Origin of the sequence: Micromonospora sp. NPDC005299 (assembly GCF_042872345.1) — a bacterium.
Classification (GTDB): domain Bacteria; phylum Actinomycetota; class Actinomycetes; order Mycobacteriales; family Micromonosporaceae; genus Micromonospora.
Genome location: NZ_JBIAKG010000010.1, coordinates 1 through 23788, shown reverse-complemented (window position 1 = coordinate 23788; position 23788 = coordinate 1). Strand labels below are relative to the sequence as shown.

Below are 23788 nucleotides of genomic sequence, written 5' to 3'. Positions count from 1 at the left end.
GAGCCCCCAGCCGACGCGGTCTGCCCTGCGAGGAAGTGGCTGTTGAGCTGTCGCGGTCTGGTTCATCCTCCTGGCGGGGTGGTGGTGTATCCGAGGGCGCGCAGTGCGCGGCGGAACTGTGTTTCGTGTTCGACGGGGACGGTGAGGTGGCGGTCTCCGACGAGGGTGCACAGGGTGCGCAGTTTCGGGTCGCGGGCGACGAGGGTCGCGAGGGGCGCATCGGCGCATTCGACGAGGCGGACGAGGCCGCGGTCGCTGATCCTCGCCGCCCGGGTGGTCACGTCGTCGACGAGGACGGCGAGCGCTGCTGGCAGGTCGTGCATTGCACGATCCGCCAGGAAGGTGACGAACTGCCCGAGCGGCCGTCCGGTTTCGGCTGCGGCGAGCAGCGTGTCGGCGCGTACGGTCCAGACCCGGTCGCTGGTCTGTTCGGCGTGGGCGTCGAGGACGAGCCGGTCGGCGGCGGTGGGGTCGCCGACGGCGACGATGTCCAGGGTTGGCAGAACCTTCAGGGTCCGCTCCGGCTCCGTGGTGCTGGCGGGTGGCTGGTAGTCGCCGGTCAGCCCGAGTGCGTAGGCGCCGAGCGCGTTGAGTCGGATGGCGCGCAGGCCGTCGTAGCGGCTGAGGTAGTCGAGGTCGTCGGCGCCCCAGTTGCCGTGGTAGTCGGTGCGGGCGCCAACCGGGTCGGTGTACTCGATGTCGATGAGGCCGAGGGGCGCGGCGTACTCGAACAGCACGGCGAGGGTGTACCGGCCCTCGAGGATCGGCCAGTCCGCGAATCCGCTGTAGCCGAGGCTGCCGTACTGAGGGTCTACGAGGTACAGCTTCCACAGCCCGCGTTCGCTACGGGCGACGGTTGGTGAGGTCTCCCGACGGCGGCGCATGGCGGCGAACAGTTCATCGACGGCGATCCACTCGTTGTGTCGGCAGGCGGCGAGGGCGGTGGCGACGGCCTTGCGGCGGGCCTTGACCGACGTGAGGACGTTCGCGGCGCGTTGGCCCTTGATCCGGTCGATCCGGTTGAACTCGTCGAGCACGGTGGTGGTGACCCAGGACCGCCAGAGCTGCCGGATCGTCGCGGTGGCCGGTTTACCGAGGGCGGCGCGTCCGCGATCGGTGAGCTGGAGTCGGCCGCCGGCGAGTTCGGCGAGGCCGCCGGCCTGCAGCAGCAGCGGCCACGCGAACGTCGCGATCGGCTCGGCGGGGTAGAAGTCTCCGCCGTCGAGCACCTCGGCGACGGCGGTGACGGTCGCGGCGGCGGGTCGACGGGTCGTTTCGCTGCACCGTAACCGACCGGCTGCCACGAGGTGCAGCACGGCGTGCAGGTTGGCCTCGGCCTGTGCGGCGGTCGACCGGACGGTGTCAGGCATCGAGTCCTGCCAGGTCGAGGCGTTCCAGCAGGCTGGGCTTACGTGCGTGCACCGTCCGTAGTTCGGCCAGGCGTTGCTGGAAACGTGTGGTGCTGCCGTCGCGTTCGCTGACGTCGCGCAGGTCGACAAGGAGTTGAACACCCGTGTCATAGTCGCGGGGTTTCTTCGTGGCGATGAGTTCGTTGACCCGCTGCCACGCGGCGGGCTGATCGACTGCGAGGGTGTCGAGGTGCCGTTGCCGGGCGGCCGCCGCGGACCGTTCCCGGCGGATCCGGTCCCGCTCGCGCTGTTCGGCAATCTGGCGTTCCCGTTCGGCGCGGAGGTGTGCGGCGGTGGCGAGTAGTTCGCCTGCGGTGCGTGGAGTAGTTGTGGTGGACGTGTCTGGATGGTGTTCGTCGCGGTACCGGCGCAGCAGCCGGCCGCGCAGGTGACCGTCGCCGCCGGCGACCAGGTCGGCGAGGATGGCGTCTTTCTCCCGGACCGGGAGTCTGGCGATCCACGAGGGCAGTTGCGCGGGGGGCGGCTCGACGGCAGTCTGCGCCGAACCGGCCGCCGCGGCCGCGATCAGATCAGGCTCGATGCAGAGGAACTCGGCGACCGCGGTGAGCGAGGCGTCGAGCGTGCCCAGCCCGGCCGGGACGGGCGGCTCGGGCTCGTCGTCGGCGAGTTCCAGCGACTGCGCGCAGCGCAGCCAGCCCAGGTAGAGCAGGCGCCGGTCGCCGGCGGCGAGGCCGGCCCGCACCGGGATGATCGAGGCGAGCAGGCCGTGACCGTCGAGGTCCCACGCGTCGGTGCCGTCCTCGTCCTCCCGGTGGAGCTGGACGATGAGGTGCCTGCCGGCGGTCCAGGCGGACGCACTGTCAGCCACGCAGTAGTCGGCGACGGTGGCGGGGTCGAGCGCGCGCGTCGGTAGCCGCAGCATGAGCTGGCGGGTGCCCCAGTTCGCCAGGTACAGGTGCGCGTCGAAGTACCGCTCCATCAGCTTGCGCGTGTCGCCCTTGAAGTCGCCCCACTGGTAGGTGTTGACGAAGCTGGTGGCGGTGATGTCGGCCCGGGTGGACAGCGACCGCAGTTCGGCCTGCTCTCGGGTGGTGAGGGGGCGGTCGACGGCGGTGAACTCGTAGTACTGGTACTCGCTCACCGTGGCTACCGCCCCGCCCAGTGCCGGTAGGCGTCGATCCAGTCGGCGCCATCCGGTGCAGGTGCGGGCAGCGGCAGGTCGAGCAGGTCGATCTTCTGCCGGTGGCGGCCCCGGGAGCAGACCGCGACGATGCTGTCGACGGTGAGGTCGACCTTCTGCACGATTACCTCCATGCCGAGGACGGTGGTGGTGAACGGCACCGCCAGATGCTCTTCGAGCATGGTGAACAGGCCGGTGAGCTGTTCGTCGTCGCCGTACGCGTCGACGGTGGCCTCTTCGATCATCGCCTCGAGCGCCGCATTCCGCTTCGATGCCATCGGCGCAGGATAACGGACCCGTGCCGAGGTGTTCGGAGCCCGATACCCGAGGATGGGCCGGTGGGTTCTGTGGACGAGTTCGAGGGTCTTCGCCGCGAGCTGCAGCGGTTACGGGCGGAGAACGCCCGGCTGTCACGGCTGCTCGAACTGCGTGGTCAGGACACGGCTCCGGCGCCGGAGCAGCTGTCCGCGCCGGTCGCTGCGCCGGGGTTGGTCACGATGGCCTCACCGGTGGCGGACAAGCTGGCGCTGTTCGCCGACCGGTTCCGGGCCCGCGTCGACGTGTATGCCGTGCGGTGGGAGAACGCCCGCACCGGCGCTGCCGGGTGGATGCCGGCCGTCGCCGGCGGCTGGCGTAAGGGGATGGACCGGCGCGGCGCTACCTACCTGCCCCGTACGGGGCAGGTCGTCGCCGCTCATCTCGTCGGAGACGTGTTCATGGGGCTGTACCCGCTGCTGCCTGGCAATACCTGCCACTTCTTGGTGGCGGACTTTGACGGGCCGACGGCGATGCTCGACGCCCTGGCCTACGTCAAGGCGGCGCGGGCCACCGCTGTGCCGGCGGCATTGGAGATCTCCCAGTCCGGTCGCGGCGCACACGTGTGGGTCTTCTTCGCCGGTGTGGTCCCGGCGACGACGGCGCGGGCCGTCGGAACCGCCCTGCTGCACGAGGCGATGGTGCTGCGCGGGTCGATGGACCTGCGGTCGTACGATCGGCTGTTTCCCAACCAGGACGTCCTTCCCGAGGGCGGCTTCGGCAACCTCATCGCCGCGCCGTTGCAGGGCCGGCGCCGCAGGGACGGGCTGACGACGTTCCTCGATCTCGGCACGCTCGAGCCGTACGCCGACCAGTGGGCGTTCCTGTCGACGCTGGACCGGCTCAGCCCCAGCGACGCGGAACGCATCGCCGGGCAGGCGAAGCGTGCCACCACCGGCGCGGACGTCGCCGCGATGAGCCGGTCCGATGCCACTCGAGTAAACCCTGCGCTGCCACCGGTGGTGCACGCGGAAGCCGGTGCCGGGCTGAGCCTCGACGCCGCGCAACTCACCCCGGCCGCGCTGGCGACGTTCAAGCACGCCGCCGCCATGGCCAACCCGAAATTCTACGAACTGCAACGACTACGCAAGTCGACCTGGGACACCCCACGATTCATCCGCGGCTACGACCTCACCCTCGACGATCGTCTGGTACTACCGCGCGGCCTGCGCCACACGATCGCCGCGATCGTCGAACACGCCGGATCGAGGCTGGCCGTCACCGACGGGCGAAACCCGGGCCGCGAAATCGACGCCCCGTTCACCGCCGAACTCACCGCCAGGCAGAGCACCGCAGTCGGTGCACTCCTCGCCCACGACGACGGGGTGCTCGTCGCCCCACCCGGTTCCGGCAAGACCGTCATGGCCTGCGCTGTGATCGCCGAGCGCGGCACCTCCACCCTGGTGCTCGTCGACCGCAAAGCATTGGCCGACCAGTGGCGTGCCCGCCTCGAACAGTTCCTCGGCATCCGGCCCGGCCAGCTCGGCGGCGGCCGGCGCAAGCTCACCGGAGCGGTGGACATCGCGCTGCTGCCCTCCCTCGCCAGGCGCGACGACATCGCCACACTCACCCAGGGGTACGGGCACGTCATCGTCGACGAGTGCCACCACCTCGCGGCCGCGGCGTACGAGCACTCGGTCAAACGGATCGCCGCGCAGTTCTGGCTCGGGCTCACCGCGACGCCCGTCCGGCGTGACGGGCTCGGCCAGCTCGTCATCTGGCAGGTCGGCCCTATCCGGCACACCATGACCGACGAGGAGCAGGGCACCATCGCGGCCGCGATGGCGGTTGATGCCGGACCACGACGACTGCTGCACGTCCACGAGACCGCGTTTCGTACCGGCGACGTGGACCTGAACGCACCGGGCGCACTCGCCGAGATCCACCGATGCCTGGCCCTCGACCAGACGCGCAACTCCCAGATCGCCGACGATGTCGCCGCAGCCCTCACGCGCGGGCGCAACTGTCTCGTCCTCACCCGGCGGGTCGCTCACGTCGACGCCCTTACCGCGATGCTCGCGGCGCGTGGACATCAGGCGCTCGTACTTCAAGGAGCGATGAGCGCCATCGACCGGCGAACCGCCGTCGACCGACTTGGCGAAGCCAAGGCCGGTGATGGCCTCCTCGTCATCGGCACGACACCGTTCATCGGCGAAGGCTTCGACGCCCCAGCGCTCGACACCCTCTTCCTCGCCGGCCCGATCTCGTACGACGGGCTGCTCATCCAGTGCGCCGGGCGCGTGATCCGGACGGCACCCGGCAAGGACGCCGCCGAGGTCCACGACTACCACGACCCGGCCGCCCCCATCCTCGCCGCCTCACTTCAACGCCGTATGCCCGGATACCGAGCACTTGGCTTCTCCAAGGCGTGAGCGCACCGGACCCCCTCGACCTCGCCACCACCCTCCGCCGCGCGCCCGTACTGCACGACGTAGGCCCGGGCGGCGACAGGCCGGCCTGCAACCGCCACGCTGTCCCCGTTACCGCAGCCAAGGCATGTAGTATCAGCGCATGCGCACTCAGAGTGCGCATAGATGCGGATCGTGGGGGTTCAGCTCCCCCCTCGGACACAAACCTTTACCCCACGGTGCGCGCTTAGTTCCACTGAAGCGCGCACCGTTTGCGTTTCAGCCTCGTAAGTGAGTCGCAGGCTGAGTCGCCGGTAGACCTCGGCTTGTCGGCGGAGTCGGCGTCGCGAAGCACTCCGGCGATGGCGCCGAGCGCTCGCACGAGGTTCGAGATCTCCGTTCGGCTCATCCGGCGCGGGCCGGTGCCCGGCTGCGTGTGAAGATCAGCTTCGGCTCGAGCGCGTTCGGCCTGGGTCTGCGTGATCCAGCCGGTGACCACCGTGGGGTCTGCACCGGCGTCGAGGGCGGCGCGGTACCGCTCCAGCTTGGTGTCGCAGTCCGTGATGATCGCCTGGGCTGCCGTGGCAAGCGCGGGTGGATGCTCCAGGGGCGGGGCGTCGGCCATCGCGGTGATCGTCTGTTGTAGCCGGTGGGGTGTGAAGGCGGAGGCCAGCCAGGTGTCGAGCGGGTCGCAGTGCCGTTCCACCAGCGCGACACCAGATCCTTGCCCACTCCGTCATCGTACAAGCGTTCTAACTGTTTCCGCGGAAGGACCGGCACTCGGAGGGCAACCCGGCAGCGCGTGGGGGAGGGAAGGCTTCTCCTCGCTACTGTCCAGCGCTCGGCTGCTCGCGACCAATTACGCTCTTGTAAGTATCCGCGTCAGACAAGTGGCGGGCCAAATACTTGACCCAAGCCTCGCTGTAGACGTAACGCTTGAAGGCTCGATTGTACGTGCAGAACTGGCTTTTGGTTCGTTCCGGATGGGAGTCACCCTCTGGAGGGCGAGCTTGGTAGAACTTCCAAGCCAAGCTGTGGTCATTCACGCTAAACGGGAAGCCCAGCAGTTGCGCAACCTGTTTGGCAACTTCTCGCGGAAGGAGGCCCTTGAGGTCTGATACTGGCACCTCCTTATCGCGAATAATCGTCTGCACTTTGTCCATCAGGGCGAGTTGCCCTGTGTCCAAGTCCTCCATCCGAACGAAGCTCATCGCGGCGTCCGCAGTGGATTTACCTCCGGTCTTAGGCACTAGATATACTCGGAAGTCATAGCTTGGATGGTCGCTAAGCTCTGGCTCCAATGAGGCGTCAAAGTCTTGGATGTACTCTGCGATGCCCCTTGGCACTCTCTTGCGAACTGCCTTCAACGCCTCGACGGCATCGTCTGTGATCGACGAAATGAACAGGGGAAATCGAAGAAACCCGCCCAGCGATTCCTCGTTGCCGAACTCGGATACCAGTGTCTTCTCGAAATTCAACATGAACGCTTGGGTTCTGCCCGAAATCAGGGTAGCAATGTCCCGCTCATGTCGATGCTCAATCTTGTTGCGAAGACCGATGAAGAATTCGAGGTTGACCCGCCGGGGATCGCGTTCGTCGAATTGTTCAGTCATCATTTGATGTAGCGGCTTGGTAACCCAGTCCCCATCCCGGGTGCGCTGTCGATGACCCTTCGAGTTGCGCACATAAAAGTCTATCTTGTCTCGGTCATACTTGGCTTGAAGCATCTTGAGCCAAGCGATCGACATGTGCACGATGAACGCTTCGAGCTGGCGCTCGTGACCAGACCGGTTATAGAGGTCGACAGCAAGGATGGCCTCCTGCCTTGCGGCCTGTAGTTGGTGCCACCATCGTGGACGAGGAGCCATAAGTGCATGCTACAGCGCGGGTTAGGTGCAGCGAACCTATTCGATCAACCGTTCTAAGGCTGACGACCGCACGCGGGTGAAATGCTTGATGTGTCTGGCTTGCAGGGTCACGAACCCTCGCCGACCTTCCGATTCGGACGCTCGCGTGGTTAGCTGTCACTCCACATGCAGGAGACGGTAACTCTGAGCGACCAGCGTGGTGGCGCACATGACTCAAATGTCCTTCTTTGGCCCCAAGGAAGCTGGCCCCGACCCCAAGCCGGCATCTGATGAGCTCGTGCGACTGAAACTGATCGTCACGGTTAAGGCGGCACCTAATCCATCGGAACGGTATGGCGAGACGGTGTGCGTAGCGGGGTTAAGTACGGACTATCAGCGGCGGGGCTGGCTTCGGCTTTATCCGATCAACTTCAGAGAACTTGAGAGTGAAGGCAAGTTCAAGAAATACGACGTTATCAGCGTCGACGCGAGGCCCGCCAGGGAAGATCAGCGTAGGGAAAGCTGGAAGCCCATAATGGCGACCATAAAGACCGAGGGGCATCTCAAGCCTTGGGAGCCGCGACGAACATGGCTAGAGCCCTTCGTTGAAGACTCGATGTGCCGCCTCAACCGAAATGCACGCGCTAACGCAAACGCTCAATCCCTGGCGCTCGTGCGACCGCAGGACATAAGCAAGCTTGAGATCGAGGAACATCCCGGGTGGAGCCGCGACGAGCAGCACAAGATAGACATGTATGTGCGTCAGCTCGACCTGCTCAGCACCCAGGAACGAACTCCACTAGAGCCACCACGCTTCAAGGGATTCTACCGATATCGGTGCGGTGATCGCCGCTGCGGCGGACACAGGCAAGGCTTGCTTGACTGGGAGTTTGTAGCATTCCAAAGGAACCGACTAGCCGCTCTGCCTGAAGAAGCAGCACGGCAAGCCCTAGTAGACAAGTTTTTGGGGCAACTATGCGCTCCGGACCGTGACGTTGCCTTTTACGTGGGCAACCAAGCGAAGCGGGCGCACGTGTTTAGCGTTCTTGGTGTGTACTGGCCCAAGAGGTAGGGGCGCGTTTGTGTGCTTCTCGAAGCACAACGTCTCGGTGGCATCGTTGCTGATCTGCCTCGTAGCACAACAATGCAACTAGGTGAGTTCGGCCGGCCGAGGCTAGGTCTTGTAGGGCCTTATCCGCCTCGGGGCAGCTGAGTCGCTGCTGAAAAGTTGAGCGTGCCACCGCGAGGTCGGCCGGGGGGCCGGCGAAGCCGGCGCGGTTGTCCTTTGGGTTGCCAAGCTCGCGCCGATGCTGGTAGTCAATCCCGACCTCGGCCAGGGCGCGCCCCAGGGCAGCCTTGCTGAGCCCTGGCTTCCGCGAGACTGGGTTAAGGCGGACATCGACGAGCCGTGAGACTCCCATGGCCACAAGAACCTCTACCAGCTCGTCCGCTGTCAGGCCCTGATAGCCCACACCAACCAGTCCTGCTTCCCTGGTATCAGGCACTAGCGTCACGGCCCTAGCCTTCCATAATTCAGAAGAGGTCAGGCGCATAAGCGAACACCAGTGAGCTAAGGCGCGCAAGGCTCGGAAGTAGCGTTTACTCTCACATCGGCTCATCTTGCACGGCTCGCCGCTCGTGTCCACACCTCCGTGAGGCTTGGGAGGGATGGGGAAGAGGGGAGTTCGAGCTGACCGGGAGATGCTGCCGGGCTACGAGCGAGAGCCAGCCGCGGCAACGTGTGGCACGCTGAACGACGGTCACGGCCGCGCACACAGAGGGCGAAGCCGCGGGCGTTCTGTGGCCGCATGAAAGCCGACGGCCGGGGCGGGGCTGGGTCGCGCAGCTACGGCCGGCCGGAGCACTAGTGATCACCTGTTGCCGAATTTGCCCCTACTAGATCAAGGAGGATCATGATCAGGGCGCCCGCACGGGCACTGCCGGGGCGCGGGATAGCGTGGGCGGATGGGTGTTGATCCAGTGGCGCACAACCGCGTGGCCTGGGACCGGCAGGTCGACCAGGGCAACGAGTGGTCGCGGCCGATCTCCGCGGAGACGGTCGCCAGGGCGCGGGCCGGTGACTGGTCGGTCGTGCTCATCGGCTATCAACCCGTAGACCGCTCCTGGTTCCCCGCCGACCTGGCCGGCGCGGACGTGCTGTGCCTGGCCTCCGGCGGCGGCCAGCAGGGGCCGACGCTCGCCGCGGCCGGGGCCCGGGTCACCGTGCTGGACAACTCGCCGCGCCAGCTCGAGCAGGACGAGCTGGTCGCCCAGCGCGACAACCTGCCGCTGCGGACGATGCTCGGCGACATGCGCGACCTGTCCGCGTTCGCCGACTCCTCGTTCGACCTCGTCTTCAACCCGGTCTCGAACCTGTTCATCCCCGAGCTCGCCCCGGTGTGGCGGGAGTCCTTCCGGGTGCTGCGACCGGGTGGGGCGCTGCTGTGCGGCTTCCTAAACCCGGACGTCTACCTGTTCGACCACGAGGCGCTGGACCAGCGCGGCGAGCTGGTGGTCCGGCACAAGCTGCCGTACAGCGACGTCACGCACGTACCGGCCGAGGAACGCGAGCGGCTCTTCGGCGCGGACGCGCCGCTGGAATACAGCCACAGCATGGCCGAGCAGCTCGGTGGCCAGCTCGCCGCGGGCTTCGTCATCACCGGGTTCGAGGAGGCACCGCACCACTCGGACGCCTCCGCGGGCTGGCTGCCCGGCTACTTCGCGACCCGCGCCGTCAAACCATGATGGAACTCGACGGCAGGAGCGTGGCGGCCGACGAGCTGGCCCGGCTGCCGCTCTACAACTACGGCCACTTCACCACCATGCGCGTCGACGCCGGGCGGGTGCGGGGCCTGTCGCTGCACCAGCGCCGGCTGGTCAACGACTGCCGCACCGTCTTCGACGCCGAGCTCGACCCGGCCACCGTTTGCCGGTTCGGCAGCGCCAGCCCGGCGGTCCACCGCGAACTCGATGCAGTTCTGCGCGTCCACGGTGTCACCGGCGGCCCTGGCTGGCTGATCGACATGCTCGCGCTCACCCGACTGCGCCTGCAAACCGCCGCCGACCCGGACCAACCCGCGACAGCGGATGGAAGTGCGGTCAAAACTCGCGGAGATTGATCAACGGCCGAACCGATCAATGGAGTCAAAACTCACGAGCCGCTGGTGTCACAACTCGCGAGCAGAGGCACCCCAGCTCAGGAGCTCGATCATGCCTCAACACATTTGGCAGACGACACTGCTGGCCGGGGTTGCCGCCGCTGCCCGCCAGCGCGCCCCGTCCCCAGGGAGGTCCTAAGGCACGCAGCCCCTCTCCAGTTGTGCTGATCGCCTTTTCGAACCACGCGGCGGTGTTCTCTTTCGAGCGAGTCAAGACCGCGACGCACTGCACCACCCGGCCGTGGTGCAGGCAGCCGTAGCGGTGGGGGAAGCGTGTGCCGTCGGAAAGTTTCATGGTGGCGGTCACCGCTCGGCCGGGCACGCCGACCGTGGCCGGCTGGCCGGCAGCGGCCCTTCATGCGCAACCTGGTCTATGTCGTGCGCTTTACCTGCTAGGTGCCGCCCTTCTGGAAGATTCTTGATCTAGGCAATCCAGATCATTCCAGGTAGGACGGCACCTCCTTTACGTCAGGGTCGGCAATCAGCCATCACGCCATCGGGCCCATGAATTCGTGAGGCTGGATGTCGGCGAGCCGTCTCATTCTGCTAACAGAGCGGACGCCCTTTCGCGTCGCCCGACATGGTCGTCTTACCAGTTCGCCAGACCTACTTCCGCGCTCCGAAACCCGAGGCTCGGATGCGCCGGGTCAGCCTATGTGCTGGTCGTCAGACGTCACGAACGTTCGCAGATGGTCAACCGCCGCAGAGAGCGCGTCCTGCAGGGGTCCGATGTCCCGGGCGACCTGAGCGAGGAGCATGCCGCCTTGATACGCCGCGAGGAACATGTCGGCGAGCCGCGCGGGGTCGGCGGACGCGTCGATGCGGCCGAGTCGCCGCATGCGATCGAGCCCGACGCGGAAGATCTCGCGCCACTGCGCGAACACCTCCGCGAGCCGGTCGTGTACGTCGAGATCGGTCTTGACGATCTGGCTCGCGAGCGAGCCGAGGCTGCAGCCGTCCTCGAACGGACGCCCCGAGAGGACGTAGAAGTCCGCCCAGTCCTGGAACGCCTCGACGGTGTCGAAGCTGGCAAACCGTTCGCTGCGATGGAAGCCGAGGACGCTGTCGGCCTGCCAGTCAATGACCGCCAGGACGAGGCTCTCCTTGGTGGGGAAGTAGTGACTCAGCTGCGATCCACTCACGCCTGCAGCGCGGCGGACGAGCTCGTTGTTGGTTGCGTGGACCCCTTTGTCGTAGATCAACGCCGCCGCGTGCTCCAGTATTCGCTCGCGCGTGGCCTGGCCCTTGGGAGTGAGCTTCTGGGCTGCCTCCGCCCCGTTGTTTCCCTGCATGTAATCAACGTTACACAAACTGGGCTTGGAAACCCATTTTCGATCGTGTTCACTCAAGCGAGTGGACGAAATAGTCCAGTGACGTCATGCGGGGGCCGTGTGCGCCAGTGTTCGCTCGCGCGTGGTTTGGCCCTTGGGAGTGAGCTTCTGGGCTGCCTCCGCCCCGTTGTTTCCCTGCATGTAATCAACGTTACACAAACTGGGCTTGGAAACCCACTTTTGATGGTGTTCACTCAAGCGAGTGGACTAAATAGTCCAGTAAGGGCACCCGGAGGTTCATCACCATGTCTCGCCTGACCGCTCCCGCGCGCGCCGACATCGACGCGAAGACGCAGGGCGCGCTCGACGCCATCGCGAAGCAGTTCGGCTTCGCGCCCAGCATGTTCACCACGCTCGCCGCGAACCCGACCGTGCTCGAGATCGTGATGGGCCTGCAGGGCAGCATCGCGAAGCTCCTGGACGCGAAGACGCGCCACACGATCGCCCTCGCGGTCTCTCAGTCGAACGGCTGCCACTACTGCCAGGCACTCCACGGTTTCATCTCGTCGAACCTCGGCGGTATGTCGGCGGAGGAGATTGAGCTCGCCCGCATGGGCACGTCCAGCGACCCGAAGCGCGCCGCCGTCGCGAAGTTCGCGCAGCGCGTGATCGAGACGCGTGGCCAGGTCAGCGACGAGGACCTCGTAGCGATCCGCGAGGTCGGGTATATCGACCCGGAGATCCAGGCGATCGTCACGATCGTGGTCGTCACCCTGCTCACGAACTACCTCAACAACGTCAGCGACACCGTCGTCGACGTCCCCGGCGCCGACCACCAGTCGGCCTGACTTTCCTCTCCACCCGCCGTTCAAACGAAGGAAAGCACGATGTTGAACCTCGACAAGCTGATCACGAAGCACCTCACCCGCTACTTCGACCCGAGCAAGAGGATCCCGGAGGAGACGTTCCAGCAGCTGCTGCGTTACCTGCGCACCTCGCCGACGACGATCAACATCCAGCCGAACCGTTTCCACGTGCTGGAGACGCAGGATGGCAAGGACAAGCTCGCGGACGCACTGGTCGGCCGCTTCGCAGACAACGCGGAGAAGGTGCGCAACGCGTCGCACGCCATCGTCTTCACGACGCGCAAGGACATCCCCGACACGCACCTGCAGGAGATCTTCGAGAAGGAGCGCGCCGACGGGCGCTTCGCCGACCCGGAGATCCAGAAGGGATGGGAGGCGGGCGCCTCCAACTTCGTGGAGATCCAGACGGAGAACTATGGCGGGAACGTGCTCCACTGGCTTGAGAAGAACACCTACCTCGTCGTCGGCGCCACGATGATGGCCGCCGCATCCCTCGGGGTGGACGCGACGCCGCTCGAGGGCTTCGACCGCACGACCGTGGACGCGGCCTTCGACCTGACCGACACCGACTACACGACCACGCTGCTTATGGTGCTCGGCTACCCCGACGAGGCTCGGGTCTCCCGCCAGCCGGTCTCGCGGTTCGACGCGGAGAAGATCTTCACGCACATGTGACGGACGGGGCGGACATCGGACCGCGGTGCCAGCCCCGTTCACTTCGACTCGGTTGACCGGCGTCCGCACCTCCTCGACGGACTCCGGGCAATCGACCCCCCTAAGGACCTCGAGGAGGTCAAAATGCAGATTGATAAGGCAGTGCAGGATCGAGCCGCGGCCCGCGCCGCCGAGCTTCCCGGCTCCGAGCACACACACCAGTTCACCGGCGACTGGGAGGTATGGAAAGTCGGCGGCAAGGTGTTCATGCTGCAGACGTCCATGCCCGGCGAGCCCGTCGTGATCCTGAAAGCGGATCCAACCGACGCGGAGGCGTACCGCGCAGCTCACGCGAGCATCTCGCCCGGATACCACATGAACAAGAAGCACTGGATCACGGTGCGGGCGGGTGCGGACGTCGAGCCCGTGCTTGTCGACAATCTCGTGACCGAGTCGTACCTCCTCGTCGTTGCCGGCCTGCCGAAGCAGAGCCGTCCCGTCAATCCCGCTTGGTTCGGCGTCCCGCCCTCCGCCGACTGATCACGCTGACGCCGACCGCGCCCAGAGCGCTGTTGCCCCTCATCCGAGCAGCGCCCGCACCGGCGCATGGCGCCCTTACGTGGCCGGGGAAGAGAAGGCCTCCGGCTGGTCGCTCTCGCGACCATTGCGACCGATACCGCGGTGCGTGTCAGTGACAGGCGGGCAGCCGGCGGCCGGCACTGAGGACGGCGCCGTCGGGGCGGACGACGGCCACCCGCGCCCGACCTGCCTTCAGCCATTGGTGTAGCTGACTGCCGGGTTCCACCGTGATGAGAACTGCTCCACGCCGTTCGATGTCGGCTCGTTCGGCGGCAGACGGATCGTGGGATGTGACGACTGCGAATCGGCCCGCGGCCACGTCGTCGAATCGGCGGTCGCCGTCGAGGATCGCGTTCGGGCACAGCCGCCCGGCGAGGGTGCGGCGCAGCCGTGGCCGAAGCACCAGGTCGGACCGGCGCAGCGGGGGCGTCTGGCTGTCTGTAGCCAGTTCGTTGAGGCCGGGTACGAGGTGAACCCGTGGTGCCACCGCGCGGCGGACCAGGTTGCCCACCTCACCGCCGGCTGTCATCGCGGCGCCAATCAGCTTTGCCATCCTGATCATGGCTCGGGCGTGGTGTTTCCGTTCGATCTCGTAGGTGTCGAGCACGGTTTCGGGCAGGGCCCCGTCGAGCACGCCGGCGAGTTTCCAGGCGAGGTTCATCGCGTCGCGCAGCCCGGCTCCCATGCCTTGGCCGATGAACGGTGGGGTGAGGTGGGCGGCGTCACCGAGCAGGAACACCCGCCGGTCGCGCCACCGGTCGGTGACCTGCGCGCGGAAGGTGTACTCCGCCGCGCGGACAATCTCCAGCTCCGCGACCGGGATCTGTCCGGTCCACCGCGAGATCAACGGATGCAGCCGGGCCATGTCGTGGTAGTCATCGGCGGTCTCGCCGGGCGCCAGCTGGAACTCCCAGCGGTAGCGAGTCCTCCCGACCCGCATGTAGGTGCCGGCGCGGGCCGGGTCGGCGAGCTGGTGCACGCCCTCCCATTGCCCGAGTTCGGCCTCGGTGGCCACGTCGACGACGAGCCAGCGTTGCGTGAACCTCAGGTCCCGCATGCTGGCGCCGATCGCCGCTCGGGTCAGGCTCTTGGCACCGTCGCAGCCCAGGACGTACGCGGCGCGGACGGACCCACGCTCGTCGGTGACGGTGTCAGTGAAGTCGACCCGCACGCCGCCGGCCTCCTGCGCCACCGCGGTGACCTCGCTGTTGCCCCGTAGGGTGACGGCGCCGTACCGCTTGAGGTTCTGGCGAAGGATCCCCTCGAGCTCCGGCTGGTCGAACATGCTCCCCTGGGGGTACCCGTGCCGGCCCTGCGCCGTGTCCCGCTGGAACTCGGCGAGCACCCGCATGCTCCGGTCGAGGAGGCGCAGCCCCTTGTGTGGCCGGGAGATGGCGGCGAACTCGTCCCGGAGCCCGAGGCGCGCCAGGATGCGGTGGACCTCGTCATCGAGGGCGACCGCACGGGGCTGAGGATAGATCGACCCCCACCGGTCGAGTATCAGACACTCGATGTCGTACTGGGCGAGCAGCGTCGCGGCGGTCAGCCCCGTGGGGCCTGCGCCGACGATCACTACGGCGGGTCGGCTCATTGTGTCACCACAGGTGAAGGATGAGGTAGGCGGCAATGAGGAGTCCACAGATGACGGCCGGGGCGTACTTGCGCGGGCCGTCGCCCTTGCGCAGGTGTACGACGACAGCCCCGGCGAGCAGCAGCAACAGCCCGGCACCGGCGAGGGCACCGATCAGCGGCTCGACCAGGCCGATGAGCAGTCCGACCGCGCCGGCGACCTCGAGCAGGCCGATGCGCCGATAGGCGGCGACGGAGAAACCGGCCTCGGCGGCCAGCTCACGCATCGGTTGCAAGGCCCGAATCTTGGCGGTGCCCAGGGCGAGGAAGACCAGCGCGAGCAGCACCGCGAGGATGGCCGCAGCGAGCGTCATGAGATAACCACCAATCGCCATTCAATGGCATAACGGCCCAGGATCGCCCTGACGGCTGCCTCCTGGGTAAAGGAGTGAACGTTGACGGTGGCCACGATGGAGCTGCCCTCGAACGTGGCCTCGATGTCGTGCACGTCGGCGATCTGATCGAGCGCGGCGGCGAGTTCCCTGCGGACGGCGTCCGCCCGCAGGGCGGGTTTGTAGAGTTTGCCCACGGCGGTGACGGGCAGCTCATCGAGGATCGTGACGGTCCTGGGCGCGGCGGCGCGGTCGGGAACCCGCTCGCGTGCCCAGGCGTTCAGCTCCTCCTCGGTGACCGTGGCGCCGGGAGCGAGGGTGACGTAGGCGACGGGTACCTCGCCGGCGTGGACGTCGGGGCGTCCGACCGCGCTGGCCGCGGTGACCCGCGGGTGGGTCAGCAGCGCGTCCTCGACGGTGGCGGGGTCGATGTTGTGCCCGCCGCGGATGATGAGGTCCTTGGCCCGGCCGGCGAGGTAGACGAAGCCGTCCTCGTCGATGCGGGCGAGGTCGCCGGTGTCCAGCCAGCCGTCGACCAGCTTGCCCAGGCCGTCCAGGACCGGGCCGTTCTCGTCGCGGTCGGTCACGTAGCCGGGGAACACCGTCGGACCGCTGATCGCGAGCAGGCCCGTCTCCCCGGCGGGTACCTCCGCCCAGGTTCCGTCCGCCGCGACCACCCGCATCCGCTGGTAGGGCAGGCGCTGCCCGACCGAGCCCCGCCGCGCCAGGTCGGGAAAGCTCCGCGCGCTCGCACAGGTTCCTTCGGTGAGCCCGTAGCCCTCGACCAGGGTTGCCCCGGTGTGGGCCTGGAAGCTGTCCCGGACCGCGGCGGGTAGCGGCGCCGCCCCTACCATCGGACACCGCAGGCTGCTGAGGTCGGCGTCAACCGGGGACTGCGCCAAGGTTGCGTACACCGTGGGTACGGCGCTCATGGCGCCGATCCGGTAGTGCTCGACGATCTTCCAGAACTGGCCGTACAGGGCAGGGTCGCGGTAGCCGAGCGGACCGGCCCACACCACGGGCTGCCCCTTGAACATTGGCGCGAGCAGGGTGACCACGAGCGCGTTCACGTGGAACAGCGGAAGCGCCGCGAAGACCACCGTCTCCTGGTCGAACAGCGCGCTGGCGGCCAGCATCCACGCGTCGGCGACCTCGTTGGCGTGCGTGTGCGCGGCCAGATTGGGGGCCCCGGTGGTGCCGCCGGTGTGGAACATCGCGGCCAGGTCACCGGATTGGGGCAGGTCACCGCAGAAGGCCGACGGGTCCCCGACGGCCGCAAGCTCGCCGAGGTAGCCGATCCGCACGCCGTCGACCGCGGGCAGCGGCTCCGGCGTACCCGCCGCGCCGGTAGGCCGGAGCACGAGGATCGCGTCGAGCAGACCGCCGCGGGCGAGCGCCTGCGCGGTGTCCCAGGTGTCGGGCGCGAGCTCCGGCCCGGCCGTGACCAGCACGCGGGCACCGGATCGCCGGAGAAGTTCGGCGAGGTGTGGCAGCGACAGGCCCGCGCCCAGGGGCGCCGCGACCCCGGCGAGCTGCGCGGCCAGCGTCGCGGTGATCAGCTCGACACAGTTGGGTGACATGAGGGCGACCGCTTCACCCCGCCGCACCCCGAAATCGTGGAAGAGGTTCGCATACCGGTGGACGTCCGCCAGCAGTTCGGCGAAGGTACGGCGCAGCGGCTCGCGCCAGCGCACGGCGTCCGGCAGCACGGTGAGCGCCGTTCGGTCCGGCCAGCGGCTGGCCGCTCGCGCGAGCAGCGCGTACGTCGATTCGGGCAGACCCCGGGCCGCAAGCGGAACTGCCTCGATCGCGGCCAGGTCATCGGGCGTGGCGTAGTCCGGCCACAGCAGGGGCCCGGTCATCGGGCGTACCGCACGACCGTGCGCTGCCGACCGAGATCGATCGCGGCGTCGTCCGTGGCGATCGTTGCCTCGACGACGTCGCCGTCGGCGAGGTAGCGGGGGTTGCGAGCCTGCCCCTTGAAGAACATCTTCCATCGCACCGCGGGCGGCAGCAGCGCGGCTACGAAGGCGATCGGCTTCGGCGGCGCGCTCAGGGCCGTCCCGACGGGCGTGCCGGTCAGCAGCAGGTCACCCGGATCGACCCGCTGGAAGCGGCTCAACGCCTGCAGCGCCTGCACCGGCCGGTAGATCATGTCGGCGACGGTCATGTTCTGCCGGAGCTCGCCGTTGACCCACAGCTTCAGCCGCAGGTCGGTGAACCGCTTCAGCTCGTCGGCGTCGAGCAGCACCAGCGCGGGGCCGACCGGGGTGAAGGTCGGGTAGGACTTGGCCTCGTAGAACTGGGTCTTGGGGAGCTGGACGTCGCGTGCCGAGATGTCGTTGGTGACCACGAGGCCCGCGACGTAGTCGGCGAGGTTGTCCTCGGTGACCGCGGTGCCGACCGGCATCTCGCGGCCGAAGACCAGCCCGATCTCCACCTCGTAGTCCAAGAGGCGGACGTGGGCGGGGCGGACCACGTCGGCGAACGGCCCGCTGATCGAGCCCGAGGTCTTTCGGAAGAACGTCAGGGGGACGGTTTCGGGGTTGCCGTTGGTGTCCTTGACGTGGGAGGCGAAGTTCGTCATCTGGGCGACGACGCGGCAGGGCGCCGTCACGGGGGAGACCAGCGCAAGGTCCTCGATCGCGACGGTGTCGCTGCTCGTCGCGGCCGCGGCGATCGCCGGCTGGTCGGCCAGCAGTTCGGCGGTGGTGGTGGCGGTGGTGTGCACCTTGGCCGCGCCGGTGGGGGTGAGCACCCACCAGGCGTCGGCGGTGCGCAGGACGGAGGTGCTCATGAGTTGAACGCTTTCATCAGGCCGCGCAGGCGGTGGAGGTCGAATTCGTTGTCCTCGCGCAGCGCGCCGATGACCGCGCGCAGTTCGCGGAGTGTTTCCCGGCCGGGTTTCATGCCGAGGAAGTCCTTGGTGGCGGGCGGACCCCACTGGGCGAGTCCGGAGGCGGTCATCGGTGCCCAGCCCGGCTCGAGGGTGCAGTCGAACAGATCGCCGTCGGTGAAGTGCTCGACCAGGAAGCCGTCGGGGTCGCGCCAGTAGTCGAAGATCTGGCTGCCCTGGATGTGCCGGCCGATTCCCCAGGATCGCTGGTAGCCCCGGTCGAGCAGGTGCTCCCCGCCGACGGCCAGGGAGTCGAGGTCGGGTACCTGGTAGGCCGAGTGCACGTACCGGTTGGCCGGGCCGAGGGTCATCGCGAGCGTGTGATGGTCGGTGGGCGTGCTGCCGCGGTCGCAGCGGATGAAGCTCATGACCGGGCCGCGTTCGCGCTGTCCCTCGTGGTAGAGGAAATCGCTGACGATCAGGCCTAGGTGCTGGAGGTACCAGTCGAGCGTCTCCAGGTATCGGGTCGTCTGCAGTACGACGTGGCCGAGGCGCTGGACCTTGGCCGGCTCCCGCGCCGGCCGCTGGGCGACGTTCACCCGCGCCACGTCGTGCCCGATGTTGAAGGTCAGTGGCTGCTGCGGAGGCAGCGCGCGAAGCTCGTCGGTGTCCGCGACGACGCGTACGCGGGTCCCGGTCGGGTCGACCAGATTCACCGCCACCCCGCCGAGGCTCTCCGGCAGGGAGGCGATCGTCCTCCCGCTCGCCTCCGCGAGGCGCAGCACGTCCTTCGGGTCGGCAGCCCGGAAGGCGGGGCCGATGAACCGCGACCGGGGGGCCCGGCGGATGAGCACGCAGGGCGAACCGGGGTCGGTGCCGCGCAGGTGCAGCTCGTCGTGCGTACGCAGCGAGGTCGTGAAGCCGAAGGCCCGGGCGAACACCTCGGCCCGCTCCAGATCGGGCTTGTGGAACTCCAGCCAGGCCAGGTCGTGCACCTTGACGATCGGGTTGCGCGCCCGCCCCGGGTGCTCGCCCGGCCGAGCGCCCTGCTCGCTGTGCAGACCCGTGTGCGGGTCCTGCCCGTCGATCATGTCCCGCTCCTTTCAAGGTGATGACGAAATCGTCACTTACGAGAGTAGCGTCAGTCAAGGTGGGATGACGAATCCGTCATGACTGAAGATCGGCGGGTTAAGGTGGGTGCAGAGCGACCTGGAAGAGGTGATCGAGCAGACATGGCGCAGCAGATCAGGGACGTCCCGAACCGCCTGGAACGGCGCAAGGCGCGCACCCGCTCCGCGCTCGTGCACGCGGCCCAGACCTTCCTCGCGGCCGGGAAGCTCAACGTTCCGATCCTTGAGCTCACTCAGGCCGCGGACGTGGGGATGGGGTCGTTCTACAACCATTTCGACAGCAGGGAGCAGCTGTTCGAGGCCGCGGTGGAGGACGCTCTGGAGCGCTACGGCGCCCTGCTCGACGAGCTGACCGTGGGCCTGGAGGACCCGGCCCATGTCTTTGCCCAGAGCTTCCGGCTGACCGGACGCCTCCACCGCCGCAGTCCCGAGCTGAGCAGGGTCCTGCTCAACAACGGCCTGGCGCTTGTCGGCTCGGACAAGGGACTCGCGCCGCGAGCCCGGCGCGACATCGAAGAGGGCGTCCGCGCCGGCCGGTTCAGCGTCGGCGACCCCGAGCTGGCAATGGTGACCGTGGCCGGCGCCGCGCTGTGCCTCGGGCAACTGCTGCACGACCACCCGGAGCGTGACGACGCCGGGGCGACCGACCAGGTCACCGAGGACCTGCTGCGCATGCTCGGCCTGACGCCACGGGACGCCCACGCGATCTGCCAACGCCCGCTGCCCGACCTCGACGGCGTTCGCCCGTAGACCAGTGTCCGGCCGTCCGGGTTGAACGGCGACCGACGCTAGGAGATGGCGGCCTCGCGCACCATCCGGTTGGCCGCCTCCGGCTCACAGCCGGTCGCCCGGAGCAGGTCGCTCGCCACCGTGCGGAGCTGGACCACGATGGCGTCTGAGAACGGCTTGCGGCCCTTGTGGTAGGCCCGGCCGGCCAGGCACGCGCCGTCCGATACCGCGTTGCGGGTCTGTTCGAACGGCCGACCTGCCCGTGCCTCCTGCGCCAGCAGATGAATCGCCTCGGCGAGCCTCTCCACGGCACAGGGGAGTTCCTCCGGCACCGGCTCGTCGTACTGCAGCGTCGTCGCGGCCCAGCGGGCCAGCGTCAGGCACCCGAGGGCCACCCGATCGATGTGCTGGATGCCGCGCCGGTAGTGCTCGACATCGATCCGGCGCCGCCAGCGCGCCGGTGCGATGGTCACCACCTCCTCGGCACCGCCCAGGGCCTCGTGCATCCGCTCGAGGTCGGGTTCCATGGCGCCGAACTGATCCAGCGCGCGCATCGCGCGGTCCGGGTCACGCTCCGCGAGTGCGTGGGCAACCTCCCTGAGCTGCGTACGGAGCGTTGCGACGACCGGTGCGGTGGCGCGGTCGAGGATGCGCATGGGGTTGACCGGTAGCAGCAACGCCACCACCACCAGCCCGACGAGGCCGCCCACTCCGGCGTCGACGATCCTCGCCCACTCGAGGCCCTGCTCGGCCTGAGCGAACGTGGCGATCAGCACAGCGGTACCGCCGGCCTGAGCTACCAGGGCACCACTGCGTCCGGTCATCGTGAGGGCGACAGCGATGGACAGCGCCACCACCAGGCCGATCTGCCAGAAACCGAAGCCGACGAGACGCACGAGAAGATCACTGACCAGGAGGCCGAGCCCGACCCCCAGCAACAGCTCGGCGGTACGTCGCGCGCGCTGACCGAGAGCGCCGACGATCGTGCCCACGGCCGCGCTGGGCGCGAAGACCGGCGCAGGGCGACCCAGGACCTCATGCGCCAACCACCACGACAGCGCGGCGGCGAGCCCACACTGAACAGCGACCAGCAGGATGATCTCGAACAGCCGCAGCCGGAGCCTGCCCCCCTCAGCACCGCTGCGCCGAACCTTGACCGCCAGGCCCTTGGCATGCTCGGCAGCGGCGTCGCGGCGAGACAGGTCTCCTCGGTCAGCAGCCACGGCGGGGGTTACCCCACCCCCGCCCTCCCCACACAAACCTCCGACCCCTTCTCCCCGCGAACGAGTCCGGGTGCGTCCTCTCGGGTCCTCGCCTGACATCGACCGTTCGGCGAGGGCCGACCGCTGTCGCTGCCGGACAGGCGTTCAGATATCAACGGACGCAAGCCCTCGCGGTGACTCACCCCTTCGACCGCAGCGCGGCGACTGCCTTGGGTAGGCCGACGAATGGCTTCGTGCGCCTACCTCGGGTGTCACATCAGCGGGGTGGGTGGCGCGGGTGCCCGCCCGTGGGCGCGCCGCGCATCCGCGACGGCAATTCCGGCCAGCACGACAGTGGCACCGGCACCGGCGACCAGCGGAGGCGCTGGCCACGCGGCCGGGACCAGCAGACCGAAGGCGAGGAGACCGACCAACCGCGAGCGGGAGATCCGACCGAAAACCTGCAGTTCGAACGGTGCCCGCCCAAGCAGGAAGAGCGCGGGACCACCGAGGATGGCAACGAGCCAATTCGGTTCCGGCCGGCCGGTGGGCTCGATGATGTACAGCTCGAAGCCGGCACCAGCGAGGACCACACCGGAGATCATGATCAGATGGGTCAGGGCGGCCGCCACGGACTGCCGAGTCGGATCCTGGGCGGCGGTGATGGCCAGGGGTAGGACCAGGCCGGCCCGGTAGAAGTAGATGCGCCACAGCTGCAACGATGCCGATGAAGGCCAGCGCGAACCCCACTCCGTGCGGGACAGCGAGGTCGCTGTCGGAGAACGCTCGGCCGGACACGAAGACGGCCTCACCCAAGCTGATCAGGAAAATCTGCTGCAACCGTTCGGCCGGGTGCTCTCCCGCGACCTGTTTGCCGGCCCATCGGCTGAAGCCGACCACGAACCCGGGAAACTCGATGGCCAGCGCAAGTGCCCAGAGCCCGCCCCGCAGAAGCGGGTCGTGCACCAACGCCCCCGCGATCCACGGCACCGTGCTCCCGCCGAGCGACAGCAACCCCGGCAGTGAGGACTCGCCGGTCCGCACCTGCCTGGCCAAGAGGTAAACCAACAGACGGCTGAGCCGGACCACAACCCAGGCGCCGGCGAAGACCAGAGCCCGCTCTCGAACCCCTGCGGCACCGCAACCGCCATGACGGTGGCACCGGCCATCGAGGAGAACACGATGAACTGACCGGGCCGCGAATCCGGATGCACTCGGCTGGTCAACGCGGCAGTGGTCTGCCACATGAACCAGAGCCCCAGAAACAGCAAAAGAGTCCCAGCGAACTCACTGAACCCGAGCCCCCCGGAGTGGAAGTTCTCGAGGAGCCGCAAGCTGATCCGATTGAGCGCGAAGACGAAGACGAGATCGAAGAACAGCTCGAGGATGGTTGCCCGGCGCCAACTGGTTCCCTCGGGTACGAGCCGCTCGCCGCCTGGCTCACCCATCCGTCATCAGTCGGGTTCGCCGCCGGAGGCGCGCACGGCGTCCGCCTGCGTCGGCCATCCCACGCCTCGGGCCAGAAAACACGAGGCGGAGTATCCGCGGCGGGAGGCGACAAACCTGCCGTTCCCGATCTCCGCCGACACCTTGACCAAGGTCGGGATTCCTGTCACATGCCGAATCGTGCGCGTTGCACGGCTTCAATCGCCGCGTTGGTTCCGCTGACCTCGACATGTGCTGCCCTCTGTCGGCCGAAGAGGTAGAGCAGCAGTTCGCCTGGAGGTCCGGCGATGCGGGCAGTAGGTTGCCCTCGCCGTGCTCGAACGATCTGAGCGGTCCCTGCCCACTGAAGCTCGAGTCCCGCGCCCTTCAGTCGCCGGGCGAGGAACCGGGCCCCCGCGTGACGTTGTGCCAGAGGGCCTCGTCCATTGCAGGCTCGTTGGTTCGGGGGCCGCGACCGTTGGCTCTGCGTATGTCCTCATGGTGGACGAAGAATTCGCGGCCTGAGCCTGGGCGGCCGGCTGCGGGGTGGGCGCGCTGATCACCAGGCGCAGGGCGCGTAGTCCTTCAGGAAGCAGCCGTACAGGTCTTCGCCCTGTTCGCCGCGGACGATCGGGTCGTAGACCCGGGCCGCGCCGTCGACCAGGTCCAGCGGGGCGTGGAAGCCGGCGTCCGCCAGCCGCATCTTCGTCGGGTGGGGCCGCTCGTCGGTGATCCAGCCGGTGTCGACGCTGGTCATCAGGATGCCGTCGGCCAGCATCTCCTGGGCGCTGGTCCGGGTCAGCATGTTCAGCGCGGCCTTGCCCATGTTGGTGTGCGGGTGCCCCGGCCCCTTGTAGCCGCGGGCGAACTGGCCCTCCATCGCCGACACGTTCACCACGTACTTACGGCGGGCGGTC

22 protein-coding genes and 2 pseudogenes are annotated in these 23788 nt (G+C 67.9%); 8 read left to right on the top strand and 16 right to left on the bottom strand.

The features are described 5' to 3' along the window. Nucleotides 1-62 precede the first annotated feature (62 nt). The 3 genes from ACFYPD_RS25310 to ACFYPD_RS25300 are packed head-to-tail and all read right to left on the bottom strand — an operon-like array spanning nucleotide 63 to nucleotide 2828. The gene (locus tag ACFYPD_RS25310; protein ID WP_387118222.1) at nucleotides 63-1370 is read right to left on the bottom strand and encodes a hypothetical protein; all 1308 of its coding nucleotides are present in this window, start codon (nucleotides 1368-1370) and stop codon (nucleotides 63-65) included. Continuing rightward, nucleotides 1363-2511, bottom strand: coding sequence for a hypothetical protein (locus ACFYPD_RS25305; RefSeq protein ID WP_387118219.1), 1149 nt, complete (start codon nucleotides 2509-2511; stop codon nucleotides 1363-1365). The genes ACFYPD_RS25310 and ACFYPD_RS25305 overlap by 8 nt, the downstream gene beginning before the upstream one ends. A 5-nt stretch (nucleotides 2512-2516) precedes the next feature. Beyond that, nucleotides 2517-2828 carry a hypothetical protein gene (locus ACFYPD_RS25300; protein WP_387118216.1) on the bottom strand — a complete coding sequence of 104 codons (312 nt, stop codon included), beginning with the start codon at nucleotides 2826-2828 and terminating at the stop codon, nucleotides 2517-2519. Between the two features lie 60 nt (nucleotides 2829-2888). On the opposite strand from ACFYPD_RS25300, the gene ACFYPD_RS25295 reads away from it, so the two are divergent. Then, on the top strand, nucleotides 2889-5237 hold the full coding sequence (locus ACFYPD_RS25295; protein WP_387118213.1) for a DEAD/DEAH box helicase family protein: 2349 nt from the start codon (nucleotides 2889-2891) through the stop codon (nucleotides 5235-5237). Between the two features lie 223 nt (nucleotides 5238-5460). Here ACFYPD_RS25295 and ACFYPD_RS25290 read toward each other — a convergent pair whose 3' ends face one another. Together ACFYPD_RS25290 and ACFYPD_RS25285 are read right to left on the bottom strand one after the other, a co-directional pair. After that, on the bottom strand, nucleotides 5461-5919 hold the full coding sequence (locus ACFYPD_RS25290; protein WP_387118206.1) for a hypothetical protein: 459 nt from the start codon (nucleotides 5917-5919) through the stop codon (nucleotides 5461-5463). 121 nt (nucleotides 5920-6040) lie between these two features. Then, nucleotides 6041-7081 (bottom strand): DUF3644 domain-containing protein, encoded by a 1041-nt coding sequence (locus ACFYPD_RS25285; protein WP_387118203.1) that lies wholly within the window; start codon nucleotides 7079-7081, stop codon nucleotides 6041-6043. 208 nt (nucleotides 7082-7289) lie between these two features. Here ACFYPD_RS25285 and ACFYPD_RS25280 point away from each other — a divergent pair, with 208 nt between their 5' ends. Beyond that, entirely contained in the window at nucleotides 7290-8132 is an 843-nt protein-coding gene (locus tag ACFYPD_RS25280) for a hypothetical protein (protein ID WP_387118199.1), read from the top strand. Here the strand turns inward: ACFYPD_RS25280 and ACFYPD_RS25275 are convergent. Continuing rightward, nucleotides 8098-8613, bottom strand: a complete 516-nt coding sequence (locus ACFYPD_RS25275; protein WP_387118196.1) for a DUF488 family protein — start codon at nucleotides 8611-8613, stop codon at nucleotides 8098-8100. The two genes, ACFYPD_RS25280 and ACFYPD_RS25275, sit on opposite strands and share 35 nt — an antisense overlap. A gap of 412 nt (nucleotides 8614-9025) precedes the next feature. Between ACFYPD_RS25275 and ACFYPD_RS25270 the strand changes: the two genes are divergently transcribed. Both ACFYPD_RS25270 and ACFYPD_RS25265 read left to right on the top strand, forming a co-directional pair. Continuing rightward, entirely contained in the window at nucleotides 9026-9805 is a 780-nt protein-coding gene (locus ACFYPD_RS25270; RefSeq protein WP_387118193.1) for a class I SAM-dependent methyltransferase, read from the top strand. Beyond that, entirely contained in the window at nucleotides 9802-10179 is a 378-nt protein-coding gene (locus ACFYPD_RS25265; RefSeq protein ID WP_387118191.1) for a hypothetical protein, read from the top strand. Before ACFYPD_RS25270 ends, ACFYPD_RS25265 begins: the two co-directional genes overlap by 4 nt. A 686-nt stretch (nucleotides 10180-10865) precedes the next feature. Here ACFYPD_RS25265 and ACFYPD_RS25260 read toward each other — a convergent pair. Then, nucleotides 10866-11510, bottom strand: a complete 645-nt coding sequence (locus ACFYPD_RS25260; protein ID WP_387118188.1) for a TetR/AcrR family transcriptional regulator — start codon at nucleotides 11508-11510, stop codon at nucleotides 10866-10868. A gap of 284 nt (nucleotides 11511-11794) precedes the next feature. On the opposite strand from ACFYPD_RS25260, the gene ACFYPD_RS25255 reads away from it, so the two are divergent. From ACFYPD_RS25255 to ACFYPD_RS25245, 3 genes are all read left to right on the top strand, one after another. Further along, on the top strand, nucleotides 11795-12337 hold the full coding sequence (locus ACFYPD_RS25255) for a carboxymuconolactone decarboxylase family protein (RefSeq protein ID WP_387118185.1): 543 nt from the start codon (nucleotides 11795-11797) through the stop codon (nucleotides 12335-12337). A gap of 39 nt (nucleotides 12338-12376) precedes the next feature. Then, nucleotides 12377-13030, top strand: coding sequence for a nitroreductase family protein (locus tag ACFYPD_RS25250; protein ID WP_387118182.1), 654 nt, complete (start codon nucleotides 12377-12379; stop codon nucleotides 13028-13030). A 123-nt stretch (nucleotides 13031-13153) separates the two neighbouring features. Beyond that, on the top strand, nucleotides 13154-13549 hold the full coding sequence (locus ACFYPD_RS25245) for an MmcQ/YjbR family DNA-binding protein (protein ID WP_387118179.1): 396 nt from the start codon (nucleotides 13154-13156) through the stop codon (nucleotides 13547-13549). 148 nt (nucleotides 13550-13697) lie between these two features. On the opposite strand, the gene ACFYPD_RS25240 is transcribed toward ACFYPD_RS25245, so the two are convergent. The 5 genes from ACFYPD_RS25240 to ACFYPD_RS25220 are packed head-to-tail and all read right to left on the bottom strand — an operon-like array spanning nucleotide 13698 to nucleotide 19476. Continuing rightward, on the bottom strand, nucleotides 13698-15179 hold the full coding sequence (locus ACFYPD_RS25240) for a bifunctional 3-(3-hydroxy-phenyl)propionate/3-hydroxycinnamic acid hydroxylase (RefSeq protein WP_387118176.1): 1482 nt from the start codon (nucleotides 15177-15179) through the stop codon (nucleotides 13698-13700). 4 nt (nucleotides 15180-15183) lie between these two features. Continuing rightward, a complete protein-coding gene (locus tag ACFYPD_RS25235) occupies nucleotides 15184-15531 on the bottom strand; it encodes a DoxX family protein (RefSeq protein ID WP_387118173.1) in 348 nt (115 codons plus the stop codon). After that, entirely contained in the window at nucleotides 15528-17411 is a 1884-nt protein-coding gene (locus ACFYPD_RS25230) for an acyl-CoA synthetase (protein WP_387118171.1), read from the bottom strand. The genes ACFYPD_RS25235 and ACFYPD_RS25230 overlap by 4 nt, the downstream gene beginning before the upstream one ends. Beyond that, the gene (locus tag ACFYPD_RS25225) at nucleotides 17408-18346 is read right to left on the bottom strand and encodes a fumarylacetoacetate hydrolase family protein (protein ID WP_387118168.1); all 939 of its coding nucleotides are present in this window, start codon (nucleotides 18344-18346) and stop codon (nucleotides 17408-17410) included. The genes ACFYPD_RS25230 and ACFYPD_RS25225 overlap by 4 nt, the downstream gene beginning before the upstream one ends. Continuing rightward, complete coding sequence (locus ACFYPD_RS25220) at nucleotides 18343-19476, bottom strand: VOC family protein (RefSeq protein ID WP_387118165.1); 1134 nt, start codon at nucleotides 19474-19476, stop codon at nucleotides 18343-18345. Before ACFYPD_RS25220 ends, ACFYPD_RS25225 begins: the two co-directional genes overlap by 4 nt. 141 nt (nucleotides 19477-19617) lie before the next feature. On the opposite strand from ACFYPD_RS25220, the gene ACFYPD_RS25215 reads away from it, so the two are divergent. After that, complete coding sequence (locus ACFYPD_RS25215) at nucleotides 19618-20265, top strand: TetR/AcrR family transcriptional regulator (RefSeq protein ID WP_387118162.1); 648 nt, start codon at nucleotides 19618-19620, stop codon at nucleotides 20263-20265. A 38-nt stretch (nucleotides 20266-20303) separates the two neighbouring features. On the opposite strand, the gene ACFYPD_RS25210 is transcribed toward ACFYPD_RS25215, so the two are convergent. The 4 genes and pseudogenes from ACFYPD_RS25210 to ACFYPD_RS25195 all read right to left on the bottom strand — a co-directional run. After that, nucleotides 20304-21467, bottom strand: coding sequence for an aromatic acid exporter family protein (locus ACFYPD_RS25210; RefSeq protein ID WP_387118159.1), 1164 nt, complete (start codon nucleotides 21465-21467; stop codon nucleotides 20304-20306). 251 nt (nucleotides 21468-21718) lie between these two features. Further along, nucleotides 21719-22165, bottom strand: a complete 447-nt coding sequence (locus ACFYPD_RS25205; protein ID WP_387118156.1) for a low temperature requirement protein A — start codon at nucleotides 22163-22165, stop codon at nucleotides 21719-21721. A 13-nt stretch (nucleotides 22166-22178) separates the two neighbouring features. Beyond that, nucleotides 22179-22894, bottom strand: a pseudogene (locus tag ACFYPD_RS25200) (low temperature requirement protein A); the annotation flags it as partial. A 536-nt stretch (nucleotides 22895-23430) separates the two neighbouring features. After that, a pseudogene (locus tag ACFYPD_RS25195) lies at nucleotides 23431-23788 on the bottom strand (short-chain dehydrogenase); the annotation flags it as partial.

Bases quoted from the DNA above. Each gene is read 5' to 3' on its own strand.
- ACFYPD_RS25310 (WP_387118222.1), bottom strand. From the start codon at position 1,370: ATGCCTGACACCGTCCGGTCGACCGCCGCACAGGCCGAGGCCAACCTG.
- ACFYPD_RS25300 (WP_387118216.1), bottom strand. From the start codon at position 2,828: ATGGCATCGAAGCGGAATGCGGCGCTCGAGGCGATGATCGAAGAGGCC.
- ACFYPD_RS25285 (WP_387118203.1), bottom strand. From the start codon at position 7,081: ATGGCTCCTCGTCCACGATGGTGGCACCAACTACAGGCCGCAAGGCAG.
- ACFYPD_RS25280 (WP_387118199.1), top strand. From the start codon at position 7,290: ATGACTCAAATGTCCTTCTTTGGCCCCAAGGAAGCTGGCCCCGACCCC.
- ACFYPD_RS25275 (WP_387118196.1), bottom strand. From the start codon at position 8,613: ATGCGCCTGACCTCTTCTGAATTATGGAAGGCTAGGGCCGTGACGCTA.
- ACFYPD_RS25270 (WP_387118193.1), top strand. From the start codon at position 9,026: ATGGGTGTTGATCCAGTGGCGCACAACCGCGTGGCCTGGGACCGGCAG.
- ACFYPD_RS25265 (WP_387118191.1), top strand. From the start codon at position 9,802: ATGATGGAACTCGACGGCAGGAGCGTGGCGGCCGACGAGCTGGCCCGG.
- ACFYPD_RS25260 (WP_387118188.1), bottom strand. From the start codon at position 11,510: ATGCAGGGAAACAACGGGGCGGAGGCAGCCCAGAAGCTCACTCCCAAG.
- ACFYPD_RS25255 (WP_387118185.1), top strand. From the start codon at position 11,795: ATGTCTCGCCTGACCGCTCCCGCGCGCGCCGACATCGACGCGAAGACG.
- ACFYPD_RS25250 (WP_387118182.1), top strand. From the start codon at position 12,377: ATGTTGAACCTCGACAAGCTGATCACGAAGCACCTCACCCGCTACTTC.
- ACFYPD_RS25245 (WP_387118179.1), top strand. From the start codon at position 13,154: ATGCAGATTGATAAGGCAGTGCAGGATCGAGCCGCGGCCCGCGCCGCC.
- ACFYPD_RS25240 (WP_387118176.1), bottom strand. From the start codon at position 15,179: ATGAGCCGACCCGCCGTAGTGATCGTCGGCGCAGGCCCCACGGGGCTG.
- ACFYPD_RS25235 (WP_387118173.1), bottom strand. From the start codon at position 15,531: ATGACGCTCGCTGCGGCCATCCTCGCGGTGCTGCTCGCGCTGGTCTTC.
- ACFYPD_RS25230 (WP_387118171.1), bottom strand. From the start codon at position 17,411: ATGACCGGGCCCCTGCTGTGGCCGGACTACGCCACGCCCGATGACCTG.
- ACFYPD_RS25225 (WP_387118168.1), bottom strand. From the start codon at position 18,346: ATGAGCACCTCCGTCCTGCGCACCGCCGACGCCTGGTGGGTGCTCACC.
- ACFYPD_RS25220 (WP_387118165.1), bottom strand. From the start codon at position 19,476: ATGATCGACGGGCAGGACCCGCACACGGGTCTGCACAGCGAGCAGGGC.
- ACFYPD_RS25215 (WP_387118162.1), top strand. From the start codon at position 19,618: ATGGCGCAGCAGATCAGGGACGTCCCGAACCGCCTGGAACGGCGCAAG.